This window comes from Chelatococcus sp. GCM10030263, assembly GCF_042666455.1.
Classification (GTDB): Bacteria; Pseudomonadota; Alphaproteobacteria; order Rhizobiales; family Beijerinckiaceae; genus Chelatococcus.
Window position 1 is genome coordinate 627,023 of sequence record NZ_JBHTDB010000003.1, and the last position, 20,469, is coordinate 647,491.

Below are 20,469 nucleotides of genomic sequence, written 5' to 3' on the forward strand. Positions count from 1 at the left end.
AGGCAAAAGGCCGGCACCGCTGCCGGCCGTGCAGCGGTGCCATGACGAGAGGTTGGTCGCGGCTTAAGCCGCCGTCTTGCCGGTGATGCGGTCGATTTCGGCGAGGTCCTCGGCCGACAATTTCCAGTCGACCGCCGCTACATTGGCCTCCACCTGCTCCGGCTTGGTCGCGCCGGCGATGACGCTCGTCACGATCGGCCGCGCCGCGAGCCAGCTGAAGGCGAGCTCGAGCAGGCTGCGTCCCCGGGCTTCCGCGAAACTGCGCAGTCCCTCCACAACCGTCCAGGTCTCGTCCTTGAAGTAGCGGACGGCATAGCGATCTTCGGTCAGCCGCGTGCCGCTCGGCGGCGGCTGGTCGCGATGATATTTGCCCGTGAGAAGGCCGCTAGCCAGCGGGAAGAACGGCAGAAGACCGAGGCCGTAGCGTTCGGCGGCCGGGATGAGCTCGGCCTCGATGCCGCGGGTGATGAGGTTGTATTCGTCCTGAATGGACGTGAAGCCGGTGAGGCCACGGTCGCGGGCCGTCCAATGGGCCTCGACCACCTGCCAAGCCGGCAGGTTGGAGCAGCCGATATAGCGAACCTTGCCGGAGCGTATGAGGTCTTCGAGCGCGCGCAGCGTTTCCTCGATCGGCGTCAACGGATCCTGCGTATGCAGCTGGTAGAGGTCGATCCAGTCCGTCTTGAGGCGCTTCAGGCTCGCCTCGACCGCCTGCATGATGTAGCGCCGCGAGCCGCCCTTCAGCCCCCGGCTCTCATCCATGACCATGCCGAACTTGGTGGCGAGCACGATCTCCTTGCGCCTCTCGCCGAGAATCTCGCCGAGCTGCGTCTCCGAGCCACCGCGGTTGCCGTAGATATCGGCCGTATCGAAGAGGGTGATGCCCACATCGATCGCCTTATGGACGACGCGGCGCGTCGCCTCGACATCGAGGCGCCCGCCGAAATTGTTGCAGCCGAGGCCGACGAGCGAAACACGAAGGCCGGAATGGCCGAGATTGCGGTATTCCATGGCATCCTCCGATGGAGCCGTTGCGGGACGCATGCCGGCGCGGCCGGCTGCGGCAGGAAAATCGCGAGCCTTGTCTGTTCGTTTTAAGCGTCCCCTTCGCAAGGTGGTATGCGAATCGGGAATAGCGCTGCGCTTGGCTGAGCGGCCTTCGCGCTCATGCGGCCGCGGCCGGCCGCAAGCGGGCGCTCATCACCCAGCTGACAAAGGTCATGATCGCGACACCGATGACGATGCCCGTCAAGCGGTTGATCGGCGCCTCGATGCTGTCTGGCGGCCCCGAGCCGTTGATCAGCGTGACGAGGAAGGCAAGGCCTGCCTGCGTGCCCACATAGGCGTGCGGATGCGGGCTGAGATGGAGCCGGCTCATCAGGAAGATGCCGGCTGTCAGCGCGAAGGCCCACCACCAGAAATTCGCCGCATCGATGATGATGACGAGAAGGCCGAGGCAGCCCCCAAGGATACAGCCCATGATGCGCTGCAGTCCGCGCAAGCGCGTGCCGACGATGTCGGCACTGACGATAACAAGGCTGGTGATCATCACCTGCAACAGGCTCGGAAGATTGAAGAGCGCCCAGAGCCACGCGATCAGGACGATAGAGAGGCCGGCACTGAGCGCCTGATGCCGGGCCACGTCGTGGCTGACGGTCACCGCCACCGGCTCGAGACGGAGATGGGCCAGCGGCGTGAAGGCAAAGCTGAGCAGCGTCGCCACCACCACGCCGGTGAGGATCTCGTAGAAGCGGTACCAGGCGAAGTCGTGCAGTTCGGTCGGCTCCGTGATGCTCGTGGCGATGAGCATCAGGATGCTGACGGCGCCGAGAATCCAGGCGTAGCTGTAGCGGCTGCGAAAGCGCCAGTAGGTGCCGACGGCGGCGGCCATGAACATGACCAGCGCCTGCAACACCGGAAAGCCCTCGGTCGCGATGGCGAGAACATAGCCGAGAATGCAGCCTGCGACCGTGCCCGCGACGCGCAGAACGGCTTTCGTGGCCAGCGCGGAAGGGTCGACATTCGCGACCATATAGGCGGTGATCGCCGCCCAATAAGGCTGATCGAGATTAGCCGCGATCGCGATCAGTGTCGCGAAGAGGCAGGCGAAGCCGGTGATGAGGCCTTGGCGCGTGATGGCATCCATCGCCGCCTCTCGCCTCAAAAGAACACGAGAACGCGGGCATCCGCGCCAAGATAGAAGCCGAGATCCTCCGGCCAGTTGTCGAGCACGAGTTCCACCGGGAAGCGCCGCGGCAGCCGCACCCAGTCGGTGGCCGGATCGACATAGGGCACGGTGAGGGGTGCGTTCTGCGAGCGGGCAACCCCCGGGGCGATGCTCGTGACGCGCGCCCTGTGCAGCACCCAGGGCTGCGAGCCGAGCGTCACCCAGGCGTGCTGGCCCGGGCTGAGGCGCGCGAGATGGCGTTCCGAGAGATTCGCAATAATGCGTCTATCGCTGTTCGTAACGAGGGTCATGACCGGTGTGCCGACCGCGAGATAATCGCCGATCCGCGTCCGGAAGGGCGCGACCCGTCCCGCCTCCGGAGCCGTCACTGCCGTTTTTGAAAGCTGGTAGCGGGCGCGGTTCAGCGTCGCCCGCGCCTGCTGCACGCTTGCGATATTGACGGCGATGGTCTGGCGCGCGATCTCGACATTGGCCGCCGCGGCAGCCGAGCGTGCCGTCGCGGTGGCAAGATCGCGCGTTGCGTCATCGATGGCTTGACCCGAGGCGAACTCCGAGCGCGCGAGATTGCTCACGCGGTCGAAAGTCTCCTTGGCATTGGTCTGGCCGGCCTGGACGGCGGCGAGATCGGCTTCTGCCGCTGTCAGCCGGTCGCGGGAGAGCGCGAGCGTCGCCTCGGCATTGGCGAGCGCTGCGGTGGCCTCATCCACAGCGAGCTGGTAGGGCGTCGGATCGATCGTGAAGAGCCGCGCGCCCTTGGTGACGGTCTCGTTGTCCTTGACGGCGAGTTCAGAGACCGGCCCCTCGATCTCGGCAGAAAGCGTGACCAAGTCACTGGTGACATAGGCGTCGCCGGTATAGGCGAACACGAGCACCGACAATTCATAGAGGGCGAAGAGCGCGATCGCGGCCCCGAAGACGGTGCGTGCCGGCCGCTTCATCAGCCAATCGATCATCATCGCCCCGAAGCTGTGCCGTTGCGATCATCTTAGGTGATCGCAACGGTACCCGGCAACTGGCCGTCAGCGCACGAGAATGGCGCGGAAGTCGTTCACATTGGTCAATGTCGGGCCGGTGATGACGAGCCGGTCGAGCGCGGCGAAGGCCGAATAGGCGTCGTTCCTGGCGAGATGCCCGGCGAGGTCGATCCCGCGCGCAGCCGCATCGGCGGTGAAGGAACCGTCTATGAAGGCACCGGCATTGGTTTCGGAACCGTCGATGCCGTCCGTGTCGCAGGCGATCGCCGCAACCTGGTCAAGACCGGCGACGCCAAGCGCCAAGGCGAGCAGGAATTCGGCGTTGCGCCCGCCGCGGCCCTGCCCGCGCACCGTCACCGTGGTCTCTCCGCCCGAGAGCAGCACGCAGGGCACCTTGGCCGGCATGCCGTGTTCGACGACGGAGCGGGTGACGCCGGCCATGACGGTCGCGACCTCGCGCGCCTCGCCTTCGAGCGCATCGCCGAGGATGAGCGGCGTCAGGCCGAGTTCCCGCGCCTTCGCGGCAGCGGCCTCGAGCGCCATGAAGGGCGTCGCCAGCATATGCATTTCGCCGGGTGGGGGGACGTCCGCGACCACATTGGCGCGGATCGCGGCCTCCACATGGGCCGGCACTTCGATAGCGTATTGGCGCAGGATGGCGAGCGCCCCTTCTGCGTCGGAGGCCTCCGGGACGGTTGGGCCCGAGCCGATGCTGCGCGGATCGTCGCCCGGCACGTCAGAGATGAGATAGGTCACGAGCCGTGCCGGCGCGGCGGCCGCCGCAAGCCGCCCGCCCTTGATGGCGGAAACGGCCTTGCGCACGCGGTTCATGACACCGATCGGCGCGCCGGATTTGAGCAGCGCCTTGTTGAGGCTCTGCTTGTCGCCGAGTGTGAGGCCCGGCGCCGGAAGCATCAGCAGTGCCGAGGCGCCGCCCGACATCAGACACACGACGAGATCGTCCGGCCCGGCCGATTGCGCCAGCGCGAGAATACGCCCGGCCGCCGCCATGCCCGCCTCGTCCGGCACGGGATGGGCCGCCTCGACCACCTCGATGAAGCGGGTCGGCATGGCGTGACCGTAGCGCGTCACGACGAGGCCCTCGCAGGGCCGGCCCCACTCGCGCTCGAAGGCGGCCGCCATGCGCGCCGCCGCCTTGCCGGCGCCGATGACGATCGTGCGGCCTTTCGGCGGCTCCGGCAGCCGCCCGGCGAATTTGCCGTCCGGATAGGCCGCATCCAGCGCCGCGCCAAACAATGCCTCGAGGATCGCCCTGTCGTTCACCGCACGTCTCCTGCACCCAGTCCCGCTCGCCGGCGGCCTGCCTCGAAGGCAACTGCTAGATGAGGCTGCGGACGCCGTCCAGGGGTGCGGTGGCCCGGTGCTCCTCTCCCCAAGGCGGCTGACGCATGATACGTCTTCATTTCTAAAAACATGAGCCGCCGGTCCGCGGGTCGGCGGCAGCCTATCCGCAGCGGGAACGAGCCATGAAAGCCATCATCGTCGGCGGCGGCATCGGCGGCCTCACCACCGCCCTCATGCTTGACGCACGCGGCATCGATTGCGCGGTCTACGAGCAGACGGCGGCCATCCAGGAACTCGGCGTCGGCATCAATGTGCTGCCGCACGCTATCCGGGAGCTCGCGGCGGTCGGCCTCATGGAGCGGCTCGACGAGGTGGCGATCCGCACCTATGAGCTGTTCTACCTCAACCGCCATGGCCAGGAGGTGTGGCGAGAGCCCCGCGGGCTCGATGCCGGCCATGACGTGCCGCAGTTCTCCATTCATCGCGGCCGGCTGCAATCGGTCATTCTGGAGGCCGTGCTGGAGCGGCTTGGCCCGGCCCATGTGCGCACCGACCGCCGGCTGATCGCTTTCGCGCAGGACGCGGCGGGTGTGACGGCACAGTTCAGCGACCGTTCCGGCGCGGCGGTGGAAACGGCGCAAGCCGACATCCTGATTGGAGCCGACGGCATTCACTCTGTCGTGCGCCGGGAGCTTTACCCGGACGAGGGCGGGCCGATCTGGAACGGGCTCGTGCTGTGGCGGGGCGCGCGCGAATGGCCGCGCTTCCTCACCGGCCGCTCCATGGTCATCGCCGGCGGTCTGGCCTCCAAGATGGTGGTCTATCCGATTGCCGATGGATCGACCTCGGAGACGGCGCTCACCAATTGGGCCGTCATCGGCAAGCTCGGCGACGCGGCAAGCGTGCCCGCGCGCGAGAACTGGTCGCGTCCCGGCCGATGGGAGGATCTCGCGCCGAATTGCGCCGGCATCACCATGCCGCATGTGGATATACATGCGCTGATCCGCGCCACCGAGACCTTCTGGGAATATCCGCTCAGCGACCGCGATCCCCTGCCGCGCTGGTCGCATGGCCGGGTGACGCTCCTCGGCGATGCGGCCCATCCCATGTATCCGGTTGGCTCGAACGGTGCCTCGCAGGCCATTCTCGACGCCCGTTCGCTTGCCGATCAGCTGGCGAAAACAGATCCGGTCGCGGCGCTTACCGCCTATGAGGCCGAGCGCCTGCCGATGACCGCCGACATCGTCCGCTCGAACCGCAAGGGCGGCCCAGAGGGGGTGATCGACGTGGTCGAGGAACTCGCGCCCGATGGCTTCGCGGATGTGGAGGCCGTGCTCAGCTATGCCGAGCGCGAGGCGATCGTGCGCGGCTACGCGCAGCGCGCCGGCTTCGCGGCCAAGGGCCGGGCCGCCTGACGCGCCGCTCACCCCTCCCGCCGGGGAGAGGTGGGGAGTGCCAACTCGGGCATGGCTTCTGACGACACGATGCTCACGGCAACCGCCGCTCACCTCTCCCCGGCGGGGAGAGGTCGGCCCGGAGGGCCGGGTGAGGGGGAAGATCGTCAATGAGGAATACGATCCTCCGGGCTCGGCGCCTCCGCTCCGACGAGACGACCGCTGAGGGCAAGCTTTGGCACGCCTTGCGCAACCGTAACCTCGGCGGCCGCAAGTTCCGCCGGCAGCACCCGATCGGCGGTTGCATCGTCGATCTCGCTTGCCTCGATGCCAAACTGATCATCGAGATCGATGGCGCCACCCATTCGACGGATGCAGAACTCGCCTCCGACCGAAGGCGCGAAGCGATCCTCCGTGCCGCCGGCTATGAGATCCTTCGTGTCACGAACACGGAAATCTACGAGCACATCGACTTTGTGCTCGAAACAATCCTCGCTGCACTGGAAAGGCGTGCAACCTGGTGACCCCCTCACCCGCGCCTGCGGCGCGACCTCTCCCCGGCGTGATGAGGTGGGAAGTGCCAACTCTGGCACGGCTTCTGACGACACTGATGCTCACGGCAACCGCCGCTCACCTCTCCCCGGCGGGGAGAGGTCGGCTCTAAGGGCCGTGGGAGGTGCCCTATCCGTCGATCATCTCGATCACGAGGCTGTTGAGCACGCTGCCCGGCACGGCGAGGCCGTCGAGCACGGACAGGTGATGGGTATCGGCCACGGCGAGGAGCCGAGGCGAGAGATCGGCCCAGGCCTGCGCCATATCTTCCGACTGGCGGTGAAAAGCAGCGGGCTCCAAAGCCCCGACCGCGAAGGCGAGCCGCGCCCTGTTCCGCCAGGGGACGCCGAGCAGGCTGAGCCGCGCCGCTTCGGCCTCGTCGAGCCGCAACGCTTCGTTCATGGAGGTGTTGATGAGCGGCACCAAGCCGAAGATACCGGAAATCGACAGCGCGCCCGCGATGGGCTCCGCCGGCAAGCCATAGGCCCTCCAGTCGGTCGCGAGATGCAGCGCCGCAAGATAGCCGCCGGCCGAATGACCGCTGACGACGATGCGGCGGCGCTCCGCGGGGGTCAGCACGTCGCGGTAGAGCTTCACGAAAGCGGCGATCGCCGCGTCGCGGATGCGCGCCAGGGTCACGTCCGGGCAGAGCGGATAATTGAGCACCGCGACGGAAAGGCCCTGGCGGAGGAAGGCATCCGCGACCCAGCTCGTCTCAAGCTTGGAAAGCGCCCGCCAATAACCGCCATGGATGAAAATCACCGTGCCGCGCGCATCGGGCGCCCGAAACAGATCCATCACTTCGCGCGGATGCGGGCCGTAGGCGATGTCCGCGATCGGCGGATGGCGGCGGCGGGTGGCCTCCGCACGGGCCGGCCAGCCGGCCATGATCGCCAGCGCATCGGGCACGGCGACCCGCGGATTATACTGGTACTCATGCCAATCCGCGTCGAGTGCCCCGACCTCTGCCTCTCGCTCCCCCATTGACCGCCCGCTCACATCTGGCCGGCAACGGCGACAGCCACGACCGCGGTCGCCGCTTCGGCCTGCGCCCGCTGGCGCAGCGCAAAGCGCTGCAGCTTGCCGCTGGAGGTCTTGGGCAATTCGTCGACGAAGACGATCTCGCGCGGGTATTTGTAAGGCGCGATCTCGGCCTTCACATGCTCCTGGAGACACTTGACCATGGCGGCATCGCGCGCCTCGCCCGGGGCGAGCACCACATAGGCTTTGACGATCGCGCCGCGATCGGAATCGGGCGCACCGACGACGCCACATTCGACGACGGCGGGATGGGTGAGAAGGCCAGCTTCCACTTCCGGACCTGCGATATTGTAACCGGCCGAGACGATCATGTCGTCCGAGCGCGCCTGGTACCAGAAATAACCGTCCTCATCCATGAGATAGGTGTCGCCGGTCATGTTCCAGCCGTTCTGGACGAATTTGCGCTGGCGCTCGTCGGCGAGGTAGCGGCAGCCAGTCGGCCCGCGCACGGCGAGCCGGCCGATGGTCCCGGGCGCCACCTCGCGCCCCTCCTCGTCCACGACCTTCGCCTCATAGCCCGGCACTGCCTTGCCCGTCGCGCCGGGTCGGATCTCTTCCTCACAAGCGCTGATGAAGATATGCAGCATCTCGGTGCCCCCGATGCCGTCGATGATCTTGATGCCCGTCGCCTCCAGCCAGGCTTCGAAGGTTTTCTTAGGCAGGCACTCGCCGGCCGAGACGCATTTGCGCAGTGTTGCGATGTCATATGCGCCGCGCTTGCCGAGCATGGCGCGATAGGCCGTCGGCGCGGTAGAGCAGATCGTCACCTTGAAGCGCTCGATCGCCGCGAGAAGCTCGTCCGGCCCCGCCTTTTCCAGGACGACGAAGGAGGCGCCGATCCGCATGGGGAAGAGCACGATGCCGCCGAGCCCGAAGGTGAAGCCGAGCGGTGCGGAGCCGATGAAGCGGTCCTGCGGCAGCGGCCGCAGCACATTGCGCGAGAAGCCGTCGCAGATGGCGAGCATGTCGCGGTGGAAATGCATCGTGCCCTTCGGCTCGCCCGTCGTGCCCGAGGTGAAGGCGATGAGGCAGACGTCGTCCGCGGCGGTCTCAACCGCCGCAAAGTCCGGGCTCGCCCTTGCCATGAGGCTTTCCAGCGCGTCGGGCGCGCCATCGCCCCAATAGACCAGGCGCCGCAGCTCGGTCACCTGAGCGGCCGCCTTCTCCATCTCTTCGGCGAGCTTGTGGTCACACAGCGCGAGCGCGATCTTCGCCTTCCGGATCGGATAGACGAGTTCCTTGGCGCGCAGCAGCGGCATGGTGGCGACCACGACGCCTCCCGCCTTGAGCACGGCGAGATAGGTCGCCACCATCATCGCGTTATTGGCGGAGCGCAGGAGCACGCGCCCTCCGGGCACGAGGCCGAGATCCTTCACGAGAACGTTGCAGATGCGGTTCACCCGCTCCTGCAATTGCGCGTAGGTGAGGTTCACCTCGGGCGAGAACAGGCAGGGCGCATCCCCCCTGCCCTCGGCGACCCAGCGATCGAGGAATTCCACCGCGCAATTCAGGCGCTCGGGATAGTGGAACTCCGGGCGGGTGAAGATGATGTCCGGCCAGAGCTCGCGCGGCGGCAGGCTGTCCCGGGCGAAGGTATCGACATGCGCGGTGTGAGCCATCGTCGTCTCCCTGATCGACAGGCCACGCGCCCCTTTTTTTTCGCGCGGCCCGCGAGCCACCTCGGCCGGCGCCGGACCGGATACGAGGCCGCAAACCCGGACGGAATCCCCACTTGCCCGGCGGCACTTGCGGCTTGCCAATTTTATTTTAATCTTGAACTATCGGCTGGCAAGCTCTTTTGTCCCAAAGGATTGCTCGACGAACGGCCCGTGTGGAGACATGATCCCCCTCCCACGGCAGAACGGCAGCGGAGACGTATAAGCCGCAGGGGAACGGATCAGCGGGAGATTGGTCAGATGAAGAAGAGGGTATCTCGTTTCGGCCTCGTCGCGGCGGCCGCAACGGCTGTATTGGCCGGGCAGGCGCTTGCCGCCGACAAGGTCAAGGTCGGCGTGATCGTCTCGCTGTCCGGCCCGTCGGCCGTGCTCGGCCAGCAGGCACGCAACGGCTTCGAACTCGCCGTCAAGGATCTCGGCGGCAAGCTCGGGGGTCTTCCCGCCGAAGTCACGGTGGTCGACGACGAGTTGAAGCCCGACGTCGCCGTCACGCGCGTCAAAGGCCTCCTCGAGCGTGATCAGGTCGATTTCGTGGTCGGCCCGATCTTCTCGAATGTGCTGATGGCCATCGTGAAGCCGGTGACCGACGCCAAGACCTTCCTCATCAGCCCGAATGCCGGGCCCTCGGTTCTCGCCGGCAAGAACTGCAGCCCCTATTTCTTCGTGACGTCCTACCAGAACGACCAGGTCCATCAGATCCTGGGCAAGGTGGCGCAGGACCGCGGCTACAAGCGGGTCTACCTGCTCGCGCCGAACTACCAGGCCGGCAAGGATTCGATGGCCGGCTTCAAGCGCGACTTCAAGGGCGAGATCGTGGCCGAATCCTACGTGCCGCTGAACACGCTCGATTTCCAGTCGGAGCTCGCCAATATCGCGGCGCAGCAGCCGGATGCGATCTTCACCTTCATGCCCGGCGGCATGGGCGTCAATCTCGTGCGCCAATATCGGCAGGCGGGGCTGACGATCCCGGTGCTGTCGGCCTTCACGGTCGACGAATCGACCCTGCCCGCCCAGAAGGATGCAGCCGTCGGCTTGTTCGGCGGCTCGAATTGGGCGCCGAATCTCGACACGCCGCAGAACAAGGCCTTCGTCGCCGAATATGAGAAGGCCTACAACGAGGTGCCGGGCAGCTATGCCTTTCAGGCCTACGACGCGGCGCTTCTCATCGACAGCGCGGTCAAGAGCGTCAAGGGCGATCTCGCCGACAAGGATGCCCTTCGCGCCGCCCTCATGAAGGCCGATTTCAAGTCGCTCCGCGGCGACTTTAAATTCAGCGCCAACGGCTATCCGGTCCAGGACTTCTACCTGACGAAGGTTGCGAAGCGCCCGGACGGCAAGTTCCAGACGGAGATCGTCGAAAAAGTCTTCGACGACTATGCCGACCCCTATGTGAAGGATTGCGCGCTGACGAATTGAGGCTGAGCCGGTTGCGAGGAGCCCTCCCTCTCCCGGCCACGGAACTCGGGGCTTGCCGGCTTCCCCTTCATCCTCGCGCAATTCGGATAATCCGACTTGCGTCACGCAAGTGACAGACGGGACGACGTTTCACCTCTCCCCGGCGGGAGAGGTGACCAAAACGGCCTATGCAATTGCCCTCTCTAGAGCAAGTCGTCTGCTGCGGACTTGCTCCGCTTGAAAATAGACGAGAAAATTCACCGGCTTGGATGGAAGCAGGTGATTCCATCCAAGCCGGATTTGCTCTAGGGGGAGCTGGGCGCAGCCCGCTGTCAACGGTCCAATGGATCACTCATGCCCTTGAGCCTCATCCTCGTGCAGATGCTGAACGGCCTGCAGTTCGGGCTCATCCTGTTCCTGATCGCGGCAGGCCTCACGCTCGTCTTCGGCGTGATGGACTTCATCAATCTGGCCCACGGCGTCCAATACATGGTTGGCGCCTATCTCGCGGCGATGTTCACCGCGCTCACGGGCAACTTCCTGTATGGCCTGCTGCTGGCGCTGCCGACGGCGCTCGCCTTCGGGCTTTTGCTCGAGCTTCTCGTCTTCCGCCAGCTCTACGAGCGCGATCATCTCGACCAGGTGCTGGCCACCTTCGGCGTCATCATCACGCTGAACGAGGGCGTCAAGATCCTGTGGGGCGCAGCGCCCTTGAGCGTACCGATGCCGGAAATCCTCTCCGGCTCCATTCCGCTCATCGGCGGCCTCAATTATCCCGTCTATCGTCTCGCCGTCATCGCGGCGGGCCTCGGGGTCGGGCTCCTGCTCTACGGCCTCGTCCACCACACGCGCGTCGGCATGCTGGTGCGGGCGGGCGCCTCGAACGCACCGATGGTGTCGGCCCTCGGCGTCAATATCCGCCTGCTCTTCACCCTCGTCTTCGGCTTCGGGGCGATGCTCGCGGGCTTTGCCGGGGCGATGGTGACGCCGATCCTCTCGGTCGAGCCCGGGATGGGCGACAATGTGCTGATCCTCGCCTTCGTGGTCATCGTCATCGGCGGCATCGGCTCCCTGCGCGGCGCCTTTCTGGCAGCCCTCCTCATCGGGCTCGTCGATACGCTCGGCCGAACCATGGCGCCGATGCTCCTGCGTGCCATCCTCGACCCCTCGACCGCGAGCCAGACGGGCCGCGCGATTGCGCCCATGCTCATTTATGTGCTGATGGCTGTCACGCTCTGCATCCGCCCCGCCGGCCTGTTTCCGGCCAAACGCTGACGAGTTGACGATGACGGAGGCCGCCCGCCCATTGACCGAAGTGAGCACTGAGACGGCGCGGCCTGCGCCGAGTCCTCCGGTTCTGCGGCGCCTGATCGTTCCGCTCGTGCTGTTCGTCGGCCTGGCGGTCGCGCCGTTCTTCGCCACCTATGGCGCCGAGAGCTTCATTCTCTCGCTGCTGACGCGCGTCATGGTGCTCGGCCTTGCCGCCCTGTCGCTCGATCTCCTCATCGGCTACGGCGGGCTGATCAGTTTCGGTCACGCGGCCTTCCTCGGCATCGGCGCCTATGCGGTCGGCATCCTCTCCGCCCATGGCATCGACGACCTTTTCGTGCAGCTTGCCGTGACGCTCGCCGCATCTGCGGTCTTCGCCGCCGTCACCGGCGCGATTTCGCTGAGGACCCGCGGCGTCTATTTCATCATGATCACGCTCGCCTTCGGCCAGATGCTGTTCTTCCTGGCGACGTCGCTTGCGTCCTACGGCGGCGACGACGGCATGAGCCTCGCCCGCCGCAGCCTTGTCTTCGGCCATGCCATCCTGGAGAACGACCTCGGGCTCTATTATCTCGCCTTCGCGCTCCTTTTCGCCCTCTACGGCCTCTGCCGCGTGATGGTGGCCTCGCGCTTCGGCCGGGTGATCCGCGGCGCACGCCAGAATCCGGTGCGGATGCAAGCAATCGGCTTCTCGCCCTATCGCTATCAGCTCGTGCTCTACATCGTCGCCGGCATGATCGCCGGCGTCGCCGGCCTCCTCATCGCCAATACCAGCGAGTTCGTGAGCCCCGCGGTGATGAGCTGGCAGCGCTCGGGCGATCTCATCTTCATGGTGGTGCTCGGCGGCATGGGCTCGCTCCATGGGGCGATCCTCGGCGCCGTCGCCTTCCTCCTCCTGGAAGAGGTGCTGGCCGATATCACCGAGCATTGGCACATCATCTTCGGGCCGCTGCTCATCCTCGCCGTTCTCTTCATCCGTGGCGGCTTGACGCCGCTGATCGAGAGGACGCGGCCATGACGGGGGCGCTTCTCCGGCTGGAGCGCCTCGCCAAGAGCTATGGCGCGCTGAAGGTCACTGATGATGTGACGCTCGATGTCCGCGAGGGCGAGCTGCACGCCATCATCGGGCCGAACGGCGCCGGAAAGACCACGCTCATCCATCAGATATCGGGGCTGGCGCGGCCCGATGCCGGCCGCATCCTTTTTGCCGGCGAGGACATCTCGCGGCTGACGATGGCTGAGCGCGTGCACCGCGGCCTGGCCCGCTCCTTCCAGATCACCTCCATCCTGCCGGGCTTTTCGGTGCTGGAGAATGTCGCGCTCGCCGTGCAGGCGCAGTCCGGCTCGAGCTTCCGCTTTCTGCGCAATGCGGCCCGGGAGGACGCCTTGAACGGGCCGGCGCTCACCACGCTCGCCCGTTTCGGACTGGCGGAGCGGGCGCACCGGCCCGCGGGCCTCCTCTCCTATGGGGAAAAGCGCCAGCTGGAGCTTGCCATCGCGCTCGCCACGCGGCCCAAGCTCCTGCTGCTGGACGAGCCCCTGGCCGGGGCGAGCCACGAGGAAACGGCACGCCTGATTGCCACCTTGGCGAGCCTCAAGGCGAGCGTCGCGATCCTCCTGATCGAGCACGACATGGACGCGGTCTTCCAGCTCGCCGACCGCATCTCGGTGCTGGTCTACGGCCGCGTCATCGCATCGGGCAGCGCCGAGGAGATCCGGAGCAATCCGGAGGTGCGCTCCGCCTATCTCGGCGAGGAGGCGGCCTGATGCTCGCGGTGCGCAATCTCCAGGCCGCCTACGGGCCCGCGAAGGTGTTGTTCGACGTGTCCTTCACCGTCGGTGCCGGCGAGGTCGTCACCTTGCTCGGCCGCAACGGCATGGGCAAGACGACCACGATCAAGGCCATCATGGGCCTGCTGCGACCGGCCGGCGGTGCTGTCAGCTTCGACGACCGGCCGATCACGGGGCTCCCCGCCTATCGCATCGCCCGCCAGGGCATCGGCCTCGTGCCGGAAGGCCGGCAGGTCTTCCCGACCTTGACGGTCGAGGAAAATCTCGTCGCCACCGCGTCGCCGGGTCGCGCTGGAGAGCGGCCCCGCTGGACGCTCGCCGAAGTCTACGCGCTTTTTCCGCGCCTCGAGGAGCGCCGCGGCCATCTCGGCAATCAGCTCTCGGGCGGCGAGCAGCAGATGCTCGCCATCGGCCGGGCGCTCATGACCAATCCGCGCCTCCTCGTCCTCGACGAGGCGACGGAGGGCTTGGCACCGATGATCCGGCAGGAGATCTGGGCTTGCCTCAAGCGACTCAAGCAGGAGCGCCAGGCGATCCTCGTGGTCGACAAGAATGTCGATGCGCTCGCCGCCTTCGCCGACCGCCACGTCGTCATCGAGAAGGGCACCGTCGTCTGGACGGGAACGAGCGCCGATCTCAAGGCCGACACAAGCGTCAAAGACCGTTTCCTGCATGTCTGAGTATCGAGGAGGACCAACATGACACTCGCTGAAACCGCCGGCATTACCCGCGCCCAAGAAGGTCTGGACGGCATCGTCTGGAACATCCTCGGCCAGACCTATGTGCCGAAGGCGCGCACCGCCGACAGCTTCGCCTGGCACGCCACCTTCCCGCCCGGCACCTTCGTGCCGCCGCATATCCATCCGGACCAGGACGAATATATCTACATGCTGGAAGGCGAGCTCGACTTCTGGCTGGAGGGCACCAACCACAAGGCGGGCCCCGGCGATCTCACCCGCCTGCCGCGCGACAAGCCGCACGGCATCTTCAACAAGTCCGAGCGGACCGTGAAATGCCTCTTCTGGGTCTCCCCGACACAGAAGCTCTTCGAGCTCTTCACCAAGCTCAACAATGTGCCCGATCCGGCGGAAGTCGTGCGGCTGGCGGAGGTGCACAACATTCACTTCCTGCCGCCGGAAGCCTGAGGCTGGGCCTCTTCCGTGTGAAACGCTCGGGGCGGGGCTGCGCGGCCCCCTCTCACGCGAGCTCGCGCAGGCCCTCGATGAAACGTCGCTGCTTGGCCATTTCGGCGGCGAGAAAATCCATGAAGGCGCGCACCCGCGCATTGTGGCGCAGGTCGGGATGGGTCAGGAGCCACAGCTCGGCGGCGAAATCGCGATGGGGCGGGGCGAGCCGCACGAGCCCCGGCCGGGCATCGCCAATGAAGCATGGCAGATGGCCGACACCGAGCCCCGCTTCGACGGCCTCCGCAAGGCCAAGCACCGTATTGACCTTATAGACGATGTTCTCCGGCGCGACATGCTCCTGAACAAAACGGACAGCCTTGAAGCTCGCCATGTTGTCGCCAAGCGATACCCAGGGGCGGTCGAAGAATTGGGCGCCGTCCTCGCTCTCGACCGGCTCGGGAAAGTCGCTGGCGCGTCCGTAGAGCGCCCAGGCGACCTCGGCAATGCGCCGCCCGACGAGCGTCTCCGGTGGCTTGTCGGTGGCGCGGATGGCGACATCGGCATCGCGCCGCGACAGGTTCAGCGCCTGGTTCGTCAGGACGATGTCGAGCCGCACCTTTGGATAGTGGTCGCGAAAGCGGGCGAACAGCGGCGTAAGCAGGTTCACCAAGAGGGAGTCATTGGTCGTGACCCGCAATTCCCCCGCCGGGACGATCTCCCGGCCGGCGAGCTTGCGCGTGATGGCCGTGATCTCGTCGTCGACGCGCTCGGCCACGGCGACGATCTCCTCGCCGGCCGGCGTCATGCTGTAGCCCGTGCGATGCCGCTCGAAGAGCTTCACGCCGAGCGCCTGCTCGATCTGCCCCAGGCGCCGGAAGACGGTTGAATGATTGACGCCGATCTGCGCCGCGGCCGCCGGCAAGCCGCGCGCATCGGCGACCGCCTTGATGAGGCGAAAGTCGTCCCAGGCGAGATTTTTGATGGCTTCGGCCACGGCAGCGCCTCCCATTCGCAATGCACATTCCGGAATAGCACAACCTGCATTGCACATACGCAATGAAAACCGGATGGCGCCCGGAACAGATCGGCTTATCTCTAGGGCCATCGAAGGGCGAACTGATCGCCCTGGGGGCCGCAGCGGCTCCCAACGGAGGACATGCTATGGTCCACAACGGCATTCACCACGTCACCGCGATCGCCGGCCCAGCGCGCCGCAATGTCGACTTCTACACGCGGGTGCTCGGTCTTCGCCTCGTCAAGAAGACGGTCAATTTCGATGATCCCGGCAGCTATCACCTCTACTACGGCGATGAACATGGCGGGCCCGGCACGATTCTGACCTTCTTTCCCTGGGAGCATGTCGCCCCCGGCCGCCTCGGCATCGGCGAGACGCAGGAAACCGTGTTCCGCGTTCCGGAAGGCTCGATCGGCTACTGGACGCATCGCTTCGTCGATAAGGGCGTTGCACACCAGGCGCTGGAGAAGCGCTTCGGTGAGACGGTGCTTTCCTTCAAGGATCCCGACGGCATGCGCCTTGCCCTGGTGGGGCTTCCCGGCATAGAGGCCGAACCTGCCTGGACGGGTAGCGACGTGCCGGCCGAATATGCCATCCGTGGCTTCCACAGTGTGAGCCTGCTGCTGGAAGACGCCGCACCGACGGGCGCCATTCTCACCGACGTCTTCGGCTTTGCCGAGGCTGCGCGGGAAGGAAGCCTCGTCCGCTACACAACTGGCGACAAGGTGCAGGGCGGCATCGTCGATATCCGCATTGCGGGCGGCTTCCTGCCGGCGCGGATGGGCGGTGGGTCGGTGCACCATGTCGCCTTCCGGGCGGCTGATGATGCCGCGCAGGCGGCGATGGTGTCGAAGCTCGCCGACAACCACGGCATCCAGACCACGGAACAGAAGGACCGCAACTACTTTCGGTCGGTCTATTTCCGTGAGCCCGGCCGTGTGCTGTTCGAGATCGCAACGGACGAGCCGGGCTTTGCGGCCGACGAGCCGGTCGAGAGCCTGGGCGAGGCGCTAAAGCTGCCGCCGTTCCTCGAGCCGCGGCGGCAGGACATCGAGGCCGTGCTGCCGGCCGTCGCCTAGTGTTGCACCCGCCCTCCCGCGGCACGCCTGCGGGAGGGCAGCCGACCTTTCGGTCGTAGAGGGCCTGTCATGACAACCCTGTCCTTCGTCCATCGTTTCGAGCCGGCGCGCGAGCCCGGCCATGCGCCGCTCCTCCTGCTGCATGGCACCGGTGCGGACGAAACCGACCTCCTGCCGCTCGGGCGCATGATCGCGCCGGGCGCGGCTCTGCTCTCGCCACGCGGCAAGGTGCTGGAGGGCGGCGCGCCGCGCTTCTTCAGCCGCCTCGCCGAGGGCGTCTTCGACCATGAGGACGTGCGCTTCCGGGCCGATGAGCTTGCCGCCTTCATCACCGAGGTGCGGGCGGCCTATGACCTCGCAGCGCCGATTGCGGTCGGCTTCTCCAACGGCGCCAATATCGCGGCGGCGGTGCTCTACCGGCAGCCGGAGGCGCTTGCCGGCGCTGTCCTGCTGCGGGCTATGGTTCCTCTGCCCGAAACACCGGCCGATCTCACGGCCAAGGACGTGCTTCTCCTCTCGGGGGCGATGGACCCGATCGTACCGGCCGAGAATTCAACGCGGCTGGCGCGGCTGCTGACCGAGGCCGGGGCGGCCGTCGAGCATCGCAACTTGCCGGCCGGCCACGGCCTGTCGCAAGCCGACGTGACGCTCGCCAAGGCCTGGCTTGCCGCTCACGGGAATTGAGAGCGGCGCGGTCCCGCAGACGCTTACTGCCACAGGCCGTAATTGGCCCACTTCGTCTGCGGGATCATTCCCCCGACATGATAATCGAAGGACACGATCTTCATATGATCGGGGGAGGCCTTGCAGGTGAAATCGTAGCGATACCAATGCCCGTCGCTGCGAAAGGCGGCGCCTTTGCCCTTCAAGACATTGCCCTTGCTTTGGGGTGACGAGATCGCGTCGGCAACCGCACGATCGGGATGATAGCCGTGCCCGTCATGGCGTATATGGCGCATGGCTTCGACGTCGCAGAGCTGTTCGAATCGCGTGGCTGGATCGAGGCGCTGCAGGCTGCGTTCCACCCGCGGGTCGAGCGCATGAGCCGGCAAGCTCGTCGAGATCATAACAAAGGCCACCATCAACGCGCGCAACTGCATCCGCCTTGTCTCCCACCCGAATCACACACGTGGCATATCACGCCGAAATGCGGCGATCTGACGGACAGATAGCCGCGACCTCGCCTTCCGCCTCCTCACCCACCATTGGCCGCGATGCGGCTCGGCAGGAGTTCGCCCGTCCTCTCGAGAACGGGATAGGCCGCAGCGGCTACGATATGGGAATTGACCAGTTTCATATCGCGCAGGAGATCGAGATGGAGTGAGCTCGTCTCAGCGGTGTCCAGCCGCCCCGCTCTGAGACGGGCGAAATGGGCATTGGTCGCGGCGCTCTCGGCTTCGCGGAAAGCCACCTTCTCCTCGGCGAGCAGACGCGCGGCGCGTGGGTCCTCGGTCATGAAGAGGGAAGCCGCCGTGCGTAGATTGACGATCAGGCGGTCCATCATGGCCGTGAGTTCCGCTTGGCCTTCTTTGGAGAAGGCGAGCCCGAGCTTCAGGCGCTTCGCCGCATGCGGCAGGAGATTGCGGTCCACGATGTCCCCGGCCTGTTCCATATTCATGGTGAAGACCAGGATCTCGTTCAGCCGGCGGTGATCGGCCTCGCCGAGTTCGTCCGGATCGATCGAGGTGAGATAGCTCTTGATGGCCGTGTTGAGGTTATCGAGCACGTCGTCGAGACGCTTCGTCTCGCTGATGAGCTTGCGGTCGCCCTTGGCGAGGGCCTCGCGCGCGCCGCGCAACATGCCTTCCAGGACATCCGCCAGCCGAAGCGATTCACGCGCCGCGCCGCCGAGCGCCACAATCGGCGTCTCCTTCGCCGCCTTGTCGAGGTAGATCGGCTTCGATGGATCGGCCGGGTCGACCGTCGCCGGCATGATCTTTTGCAGGAAGCGGCTATAGGGGCCGAGCAGCGGAAAGAAGAGGAGCGCCAGCACCAGATTGAACAATGTGTGGAAATCGGCGATGGCCCGACCGGGATCGGGCTCGAAGCTCATCATCAGACGACTGACCGGCTCGAGCACCGCAAGCGCCAGCAGCGCCCCCAGGCCGCGATTGATGAGATTGCCGACCGGTAGCCGCTTGGCGGCGAGATCCTTGCTGGTGGTCCCCTCGATGATCGGATTGATGGCCGTTCCGAGATTGGCGCCAATGACGAAGGCAAAGGCCGCATCCGGAGGAATGATGCCATTCGCCGCAAGAGACATGATGAGGAGCACGACGGCGACGCTCGAATGCATCGCCCATGTGACGACGGCGCCGAGCAGCACGTCGAGCAGGGGCACCGTCGAGATCGCCCCGAGCAGCACCCTGAGGCCAGGCGCATTCTCGTAAGGCGCCATCAGTGCGAGCAACTGATGCAGGGCCATCAGCATGAGCCCGAGGCCGATGAAGACGCGGCCGAGATCGTGCGTCTGCGTGCTCGACTCGCGACGGAACATCAGCACGCCGCACAGGATGAGCATCGGTGAGAAGGCGGCGACGTCGAAGGACAGCACCTGGACGATCAAGGTGGTCCCGACATTGGCGCCGAGCATGACGGCGAGCGCCGGCATCAACGCAACCAGCCCGCCGGCCGCGAAGCCCGTCACCATCAGCCCGGTCGCGGTGCTGCTCTGCAACACAGCGGTCACGCCCACCCCTGCGAGAAAGGCGGTGAAACGGTTGCGCAGCGCCGAGCCGAGGATCGATCTCAGCCGCGGACCGAAAGCCCGTTGCACGCCGGTCTGCACCATGTGTGTGCCCCACAGGAGGAGCGCGATGGAGCCGGCGAGATTGACCAACGCAACGGAGATGGCCATGGCCCGATCGTTCTCCTGACCATAGGGGGCGCCGTCGGACATGGCCCGATACGACGGACAAAGGAGCGTCCGACCTCACCGGGCCAAGACGCTGACGAACGATAGCACGACCAGCACCGCCACGCGGGGCGATGGCGCGCATCACTCACTCAACTTTTGTATTGTAGTGATCTCAAAGGTTCATACAAGCGCGGCCACCCGATCTCCAAGACCTTCTTGCGCAACGATCTCAACGAAGACTTGGCCGAAAAGATCCTGCCTCATGCCGGCGCGCCGCTGCACTTTCATCGAAGGCTGTGGTAGCGCCCGTGCCAGTAGAGCAGCGGATCGACGCTCTTGCCGCCGAGTCGAACCGCGCGGACGTCGCCGATCAGGATCGCGTGGGTGTGACGCTCGATCGCCTCCTCCAACGTGCAGTCGATGGCGACCATGGCATCTTTGAGCAGCGGCGTGCCCGTGGCGGCCGTCACCCATTCGGCGCCCGCGAAGCGGTCGCCTCCCCGCATTCCGTTTCGCCCCGCGAAGCGGTCAGCCAGCATCTCCTGGCCCTCGCCGAGGATATTCACGCCGAAGGCCTGATAGCGCTGCAGCATGGGCCAGGAAGACGACTTCTTGTTCACGAAAGCGCTGATACGCGGCGGCTCCATGGAGAAGGACGCGACGGAGGTCGCCGTAAAACCGGTCCGCTCCGTGCCTCGGCCGATCGTCAGCACGGCGACGGCTCCGGCGAGGGCCCGCATGGCCGACCGGAATTCCGCGGCGACTTCGACGGATGGCGCGAGGCTGGTCATGTCCGTTCTCTCGGG

The 20,469-nt window shown here is 66.1% G+C and carries 20 protein-coding genes; 10 read left to right on the forward strand and 10 right to left on the reverse strand.

Annotation, left to right across the window (positions count from 1 at the left end; translation table 11 throughout):
- Positions 1 to 63: 63 nt before the first annotated feature.
- From ACFQU1_RS07510 to ACFQU1_RS07525, 4 genes are all read right to left on the reverse strand, one after another.
- Positions 64 to 1,011: an aldo/keto reductase gene (locus ACFQU1_RS07510; RefSeq protein ID WP_378130906.1), complete on the reverse strand. Its 948-nt coding sequence runs from the start codon at positions 1,009 to 1,011 to the stop codon at positions 64 to 66.
- Positions 1,012 to 1,165: 154 nt separating this feature from the next.
- Positions 1,166 to 2,146 carry an FUSC family protein gene (locus ACFQU1_RS07515; RefSeq protein ID WP_378130908.1) on the reverse strand — a complete coding sequence of 327 codons (981 nt, stop codon included), beginning with the start codon at positions 2,144 to 2,146 and terminating at the stop codon, positions 1,166 to 1,168.
- A 14-nt stretch (positions 2,147 to 2,160) separates the two neighbouring features.
- Positions 2,161 to 3,126 carry an HlyD family secretion protein gene (locus ACFQU1_RS07520; protein ID WP_378130910.1) on the reverse strand — a complete coding sequence of 322 codons (966 nt, stop codon included), beginning with the start codon at positions 3,124 to 3,126 and terminating at the stop codon, positions 2,161 to 2,163.
- Positions 3,127 to 3,207: 81 nt separating this feature from the next.
- Positions 3,208 to 4,446, reverse strand: a complete 1,239-nt coding sequence (locus ACFQU1_RS07525; RefSeq protein WP_378130912.1) for a glycerate kinase — start codon at positions 4,444 to 4,446, stop codon at positions 3,208 to 3,210.
- 203 nt (positions 4,447 to 4,649) lie between these two features.
- On the opposite strand from ACFQU1_RS07525, the gene ACFQU1_RS07530 reads away from it, so the two are divergent.
- Together ACFQU1_RS07530 and ACFQU1_RS07535 are read left to right on the forward strand one after the other, a co-directional pair.
- The gene (locus ACFQU1_RS07530) at positions 4,650 to 5,882 is read left to right on the forward strand and encodes a flavin-dependent oxidoreductase (protein ID WP_378130914.1); all 1,233 of its coding nucleotides are present in this window, start codon (positions 4,650 to 4,652) and stop codon (positions 5,880 to 5,882) included.
- 149 nt (positions 5,883 to 6,031) lie between these two features.
- Positions 6,032 to 6,385 (forward strand): endonuclease domain-containing protein, encoded by a 354-nt coding sequence (locus ACFQU1_RS07535; RefSeq protein WP_378130916.1) that lies wholly within the window; start codon positions 6,032 to 6,034, stop codon positions 6,383 to 6,385.
- A 157-nt stretch (positions 6,386 to 6,542) separates the two neighbouring features.
- Here the strand turns inward: ACFQU1_RS07535 and ACFQU1_RS07540 are convergent, their stop codons facing one another.
- Both ACFQU1_RS07540 and ACFQU1_RS07545 read right to left on the reverse strand, forming a co-directional pair.
- Positions 6,543 to 7,397 carry an alpha/beta hydrolase gene (locus ACFQU1_RS07540; protein WP_378130918.1) on the reverse strand — a complete coding sequence of 285 codons (855 nt, stop codon included), beginning with the start codon at positions 7,395 to 7,397 and terminating at the stop codon, positions 6,543 to 6,545.
- Positions 7,398 to 7,408: 11 nt separating this feature from the next.
- Positions 7,409 to 9,073, reverse strand: coding sequence for a benzoate-CoA ligase family protein (locus ACFQU1_RS07545; protein WP_378130920.1), 1,665 nt, complete (start codon positions 9,071 to 9,073; stop codon positions 7,409 to 7,411).
- A gap of 297 nt (positions 9,074 to 9,370) precedes the next feature.
- On the opposite strand from ACFQU1_RS07545, the gene ACFQU1_RS07550 reads away from it, so the two are divergent.
- The 6 genes from ACFQU1_RS07550 (at position 9,371) to ACFQU1_RS07575 (ending at position 14,730) form a co-directional block, all read left to right on the forward strand.
- Positions 9,371 to 10,546, forward strand: a complete 1,176-nt coding sequence (locus ACFQU1_RS07550; RefSeq protein WP_378130922.1) for an ABC transporter substrate-binding protein — start codon at positions 9,371 to 9,373, stop codon at positions 10,544 to 10,546.
- A 339-nt stretch (positions 10,547 to 10,885) separates the two neighbouring features.
- Complete coding sequence (locus ACFQU1_RS07555) at positions 10,886 to 11,800, forward strand: branched-chain amino acid ABC transporter permease (protein ID WP_378131614.1); 915 nt, start codon at positions 10,886 to 10,888, stop codon at positions 11,798 to 11,800.
- Positions 11,801 to 11,810: 10 nt separating this feature from the next.
- Entirely contained in the window at positions 11,811 to 12,812 is a 1,002-nt protein-coding gene (locus tag ACFQU1_RS07560) for a branched-chain amino acid ABC transporter permease (protein WP_378130924.1), read from the forward strand.
- Positions 12,809 to 13,561 carry an ABC transporter ATP-binding protein gene (locus ACFQU1_RS07565; RefSeq protein ID WP_378130926.1) on the forward strand — a complete coding sequence of 251 codons (753 nt, stop codon included), beginning with the start codon at positions 12,809 to 12,811 and terminating at the stop codon, positions 13,559 to 13,561. Before ACFQU1_RS07560 ends, ACFQU1_RS07565 begins: the two co-directional genes overlap by 4 nt.
- Positions 13,561 to 14,265: an ABC transporter ATP-binding protein gene (locus ACFQU1_RS07570; RefSeq protein ID WP_378130929.1), complete on the forward strand. Its 705-nt coding sequence runs from the start codon at positions 13,561 to 13,563 to the stop codon at positions 14,263 to 14,265. The genes ACFQU1_RS07565 and ACFQU1_RS07570 overlap by 1 nt, the downstream gene beginning before the upstream one ends.
- A gap of 18 nt (positions 14,266 to 14,283) precedes the next feature.
- Complete coding sequence (locus tag ACFQU1_RS07575) at positions 14,284 to 14,730, forward strand: cupin domain-containing protein (protein WP_378130931.1); 447 nt, start codon at positions 14,284 to 14,286, stop codon at positions 14,728 to 14,730.
- 52 nt (positions 14,731 to 14,782) lie between these two features.
- Here ACFQU1_RS07575 and ACFQU1_RS07580 read toward each other — a convergent pair whose 3' ends face one another.
- Positions 14,783 to 15,706, reverse strand: a complete 924-nt coding sequence (locus tag ACFQU1_RS07580; RefSeq protein ID WP_378130933.1) for a LysR family transcriptional regulator — start codon at positions 15,704 to 15,706, stop codon at positions 14,783 to 14,785.
- Positions 15,707 to 15,873: 167 nt separating this feature from the next.
- Here ACFQU1_RS07580 and ACFQU1_RS07585 point away from each other — a divergent pair, with 167 nt between their 5' ends.
- Positions 15,874 to 16,806 carry a ring-cleaving dioxygenase gene (locus ACFQU1_RS07585; RefSeq protein WP_378130935.1) on the forward strand — a complete coding sequence of 311 codons (933 nt, stop codon included), beginning with the start codon at positions 15,874 to 15,876 and terminating at the stop codon, positions 16,804 to 16,806.
- Positions 16,807 to 16,875: 69 nt separating this feature from the next.
- A complete protein-coding gene (locus ACFQU1_RS07590) occupies positions 16,876 to 17,490 on the forward strand; it encodes an alpha/beta hydrolase (protein WP_378130937.1) in 615 nt (204 codons plus the stop codon).
- A 23-nt stretch (positions 17,491 to 17,513) separates the two neighbouring features.
- On the opposite strand, the gene ACFQU1_RS07595 is transcribed toward ACFQU1_RS07590, so the two are convergent.
- The 3 genes from ACFQU1_RS07595 to ACFQU1_RS07605 all read right to left on the reverse strand — a co-directional run bounded on the left by ACFQU1_RS07595 (position 17,514) and on the right by ACFQU1_RS07605 (position 20,454).
- Positions 17,514 to 17,888 carry a DUF930 domain-containing protein gene (locus ACFQU1_RS07595; protein ID WP_378130939.1) on the reverse strand — a complete coding sequence of 125 codons (375 nt, stop codon included), beginning with the start codon at positions 17,886 to 17,888 and terminating at the stop codon, positions 17,514 to 17,516.
- A gap of 113 nt (positions 17,889 to 18,001) precedes the next feature.
- Positions 18,002 to 19,663 (reverse strand): Na/Pi cotransporter family protein, encoded by a 1,662-nt coding sequence (locus ACFQU1_RS07600; RefSeq protein ID WP_378130942.1) that lies wholly within the window; start codon positions 19,661 to 19,663, stop codon positions 18,002 to 18,004.
- Between the two features lie 284 nt (positions 19,664 to 19,947).
- Entirely contained in the window at positions 19,948 to 20,454 is a 507-nt protein-coding gene (locus tag ACFQU1_RS07605) for a flavin reductase family protein (protein ID WP_378130944.1), read from the reverse strand.
- Positions 20,455 to 20,469 lie beyond the last annotated feature (15 nt).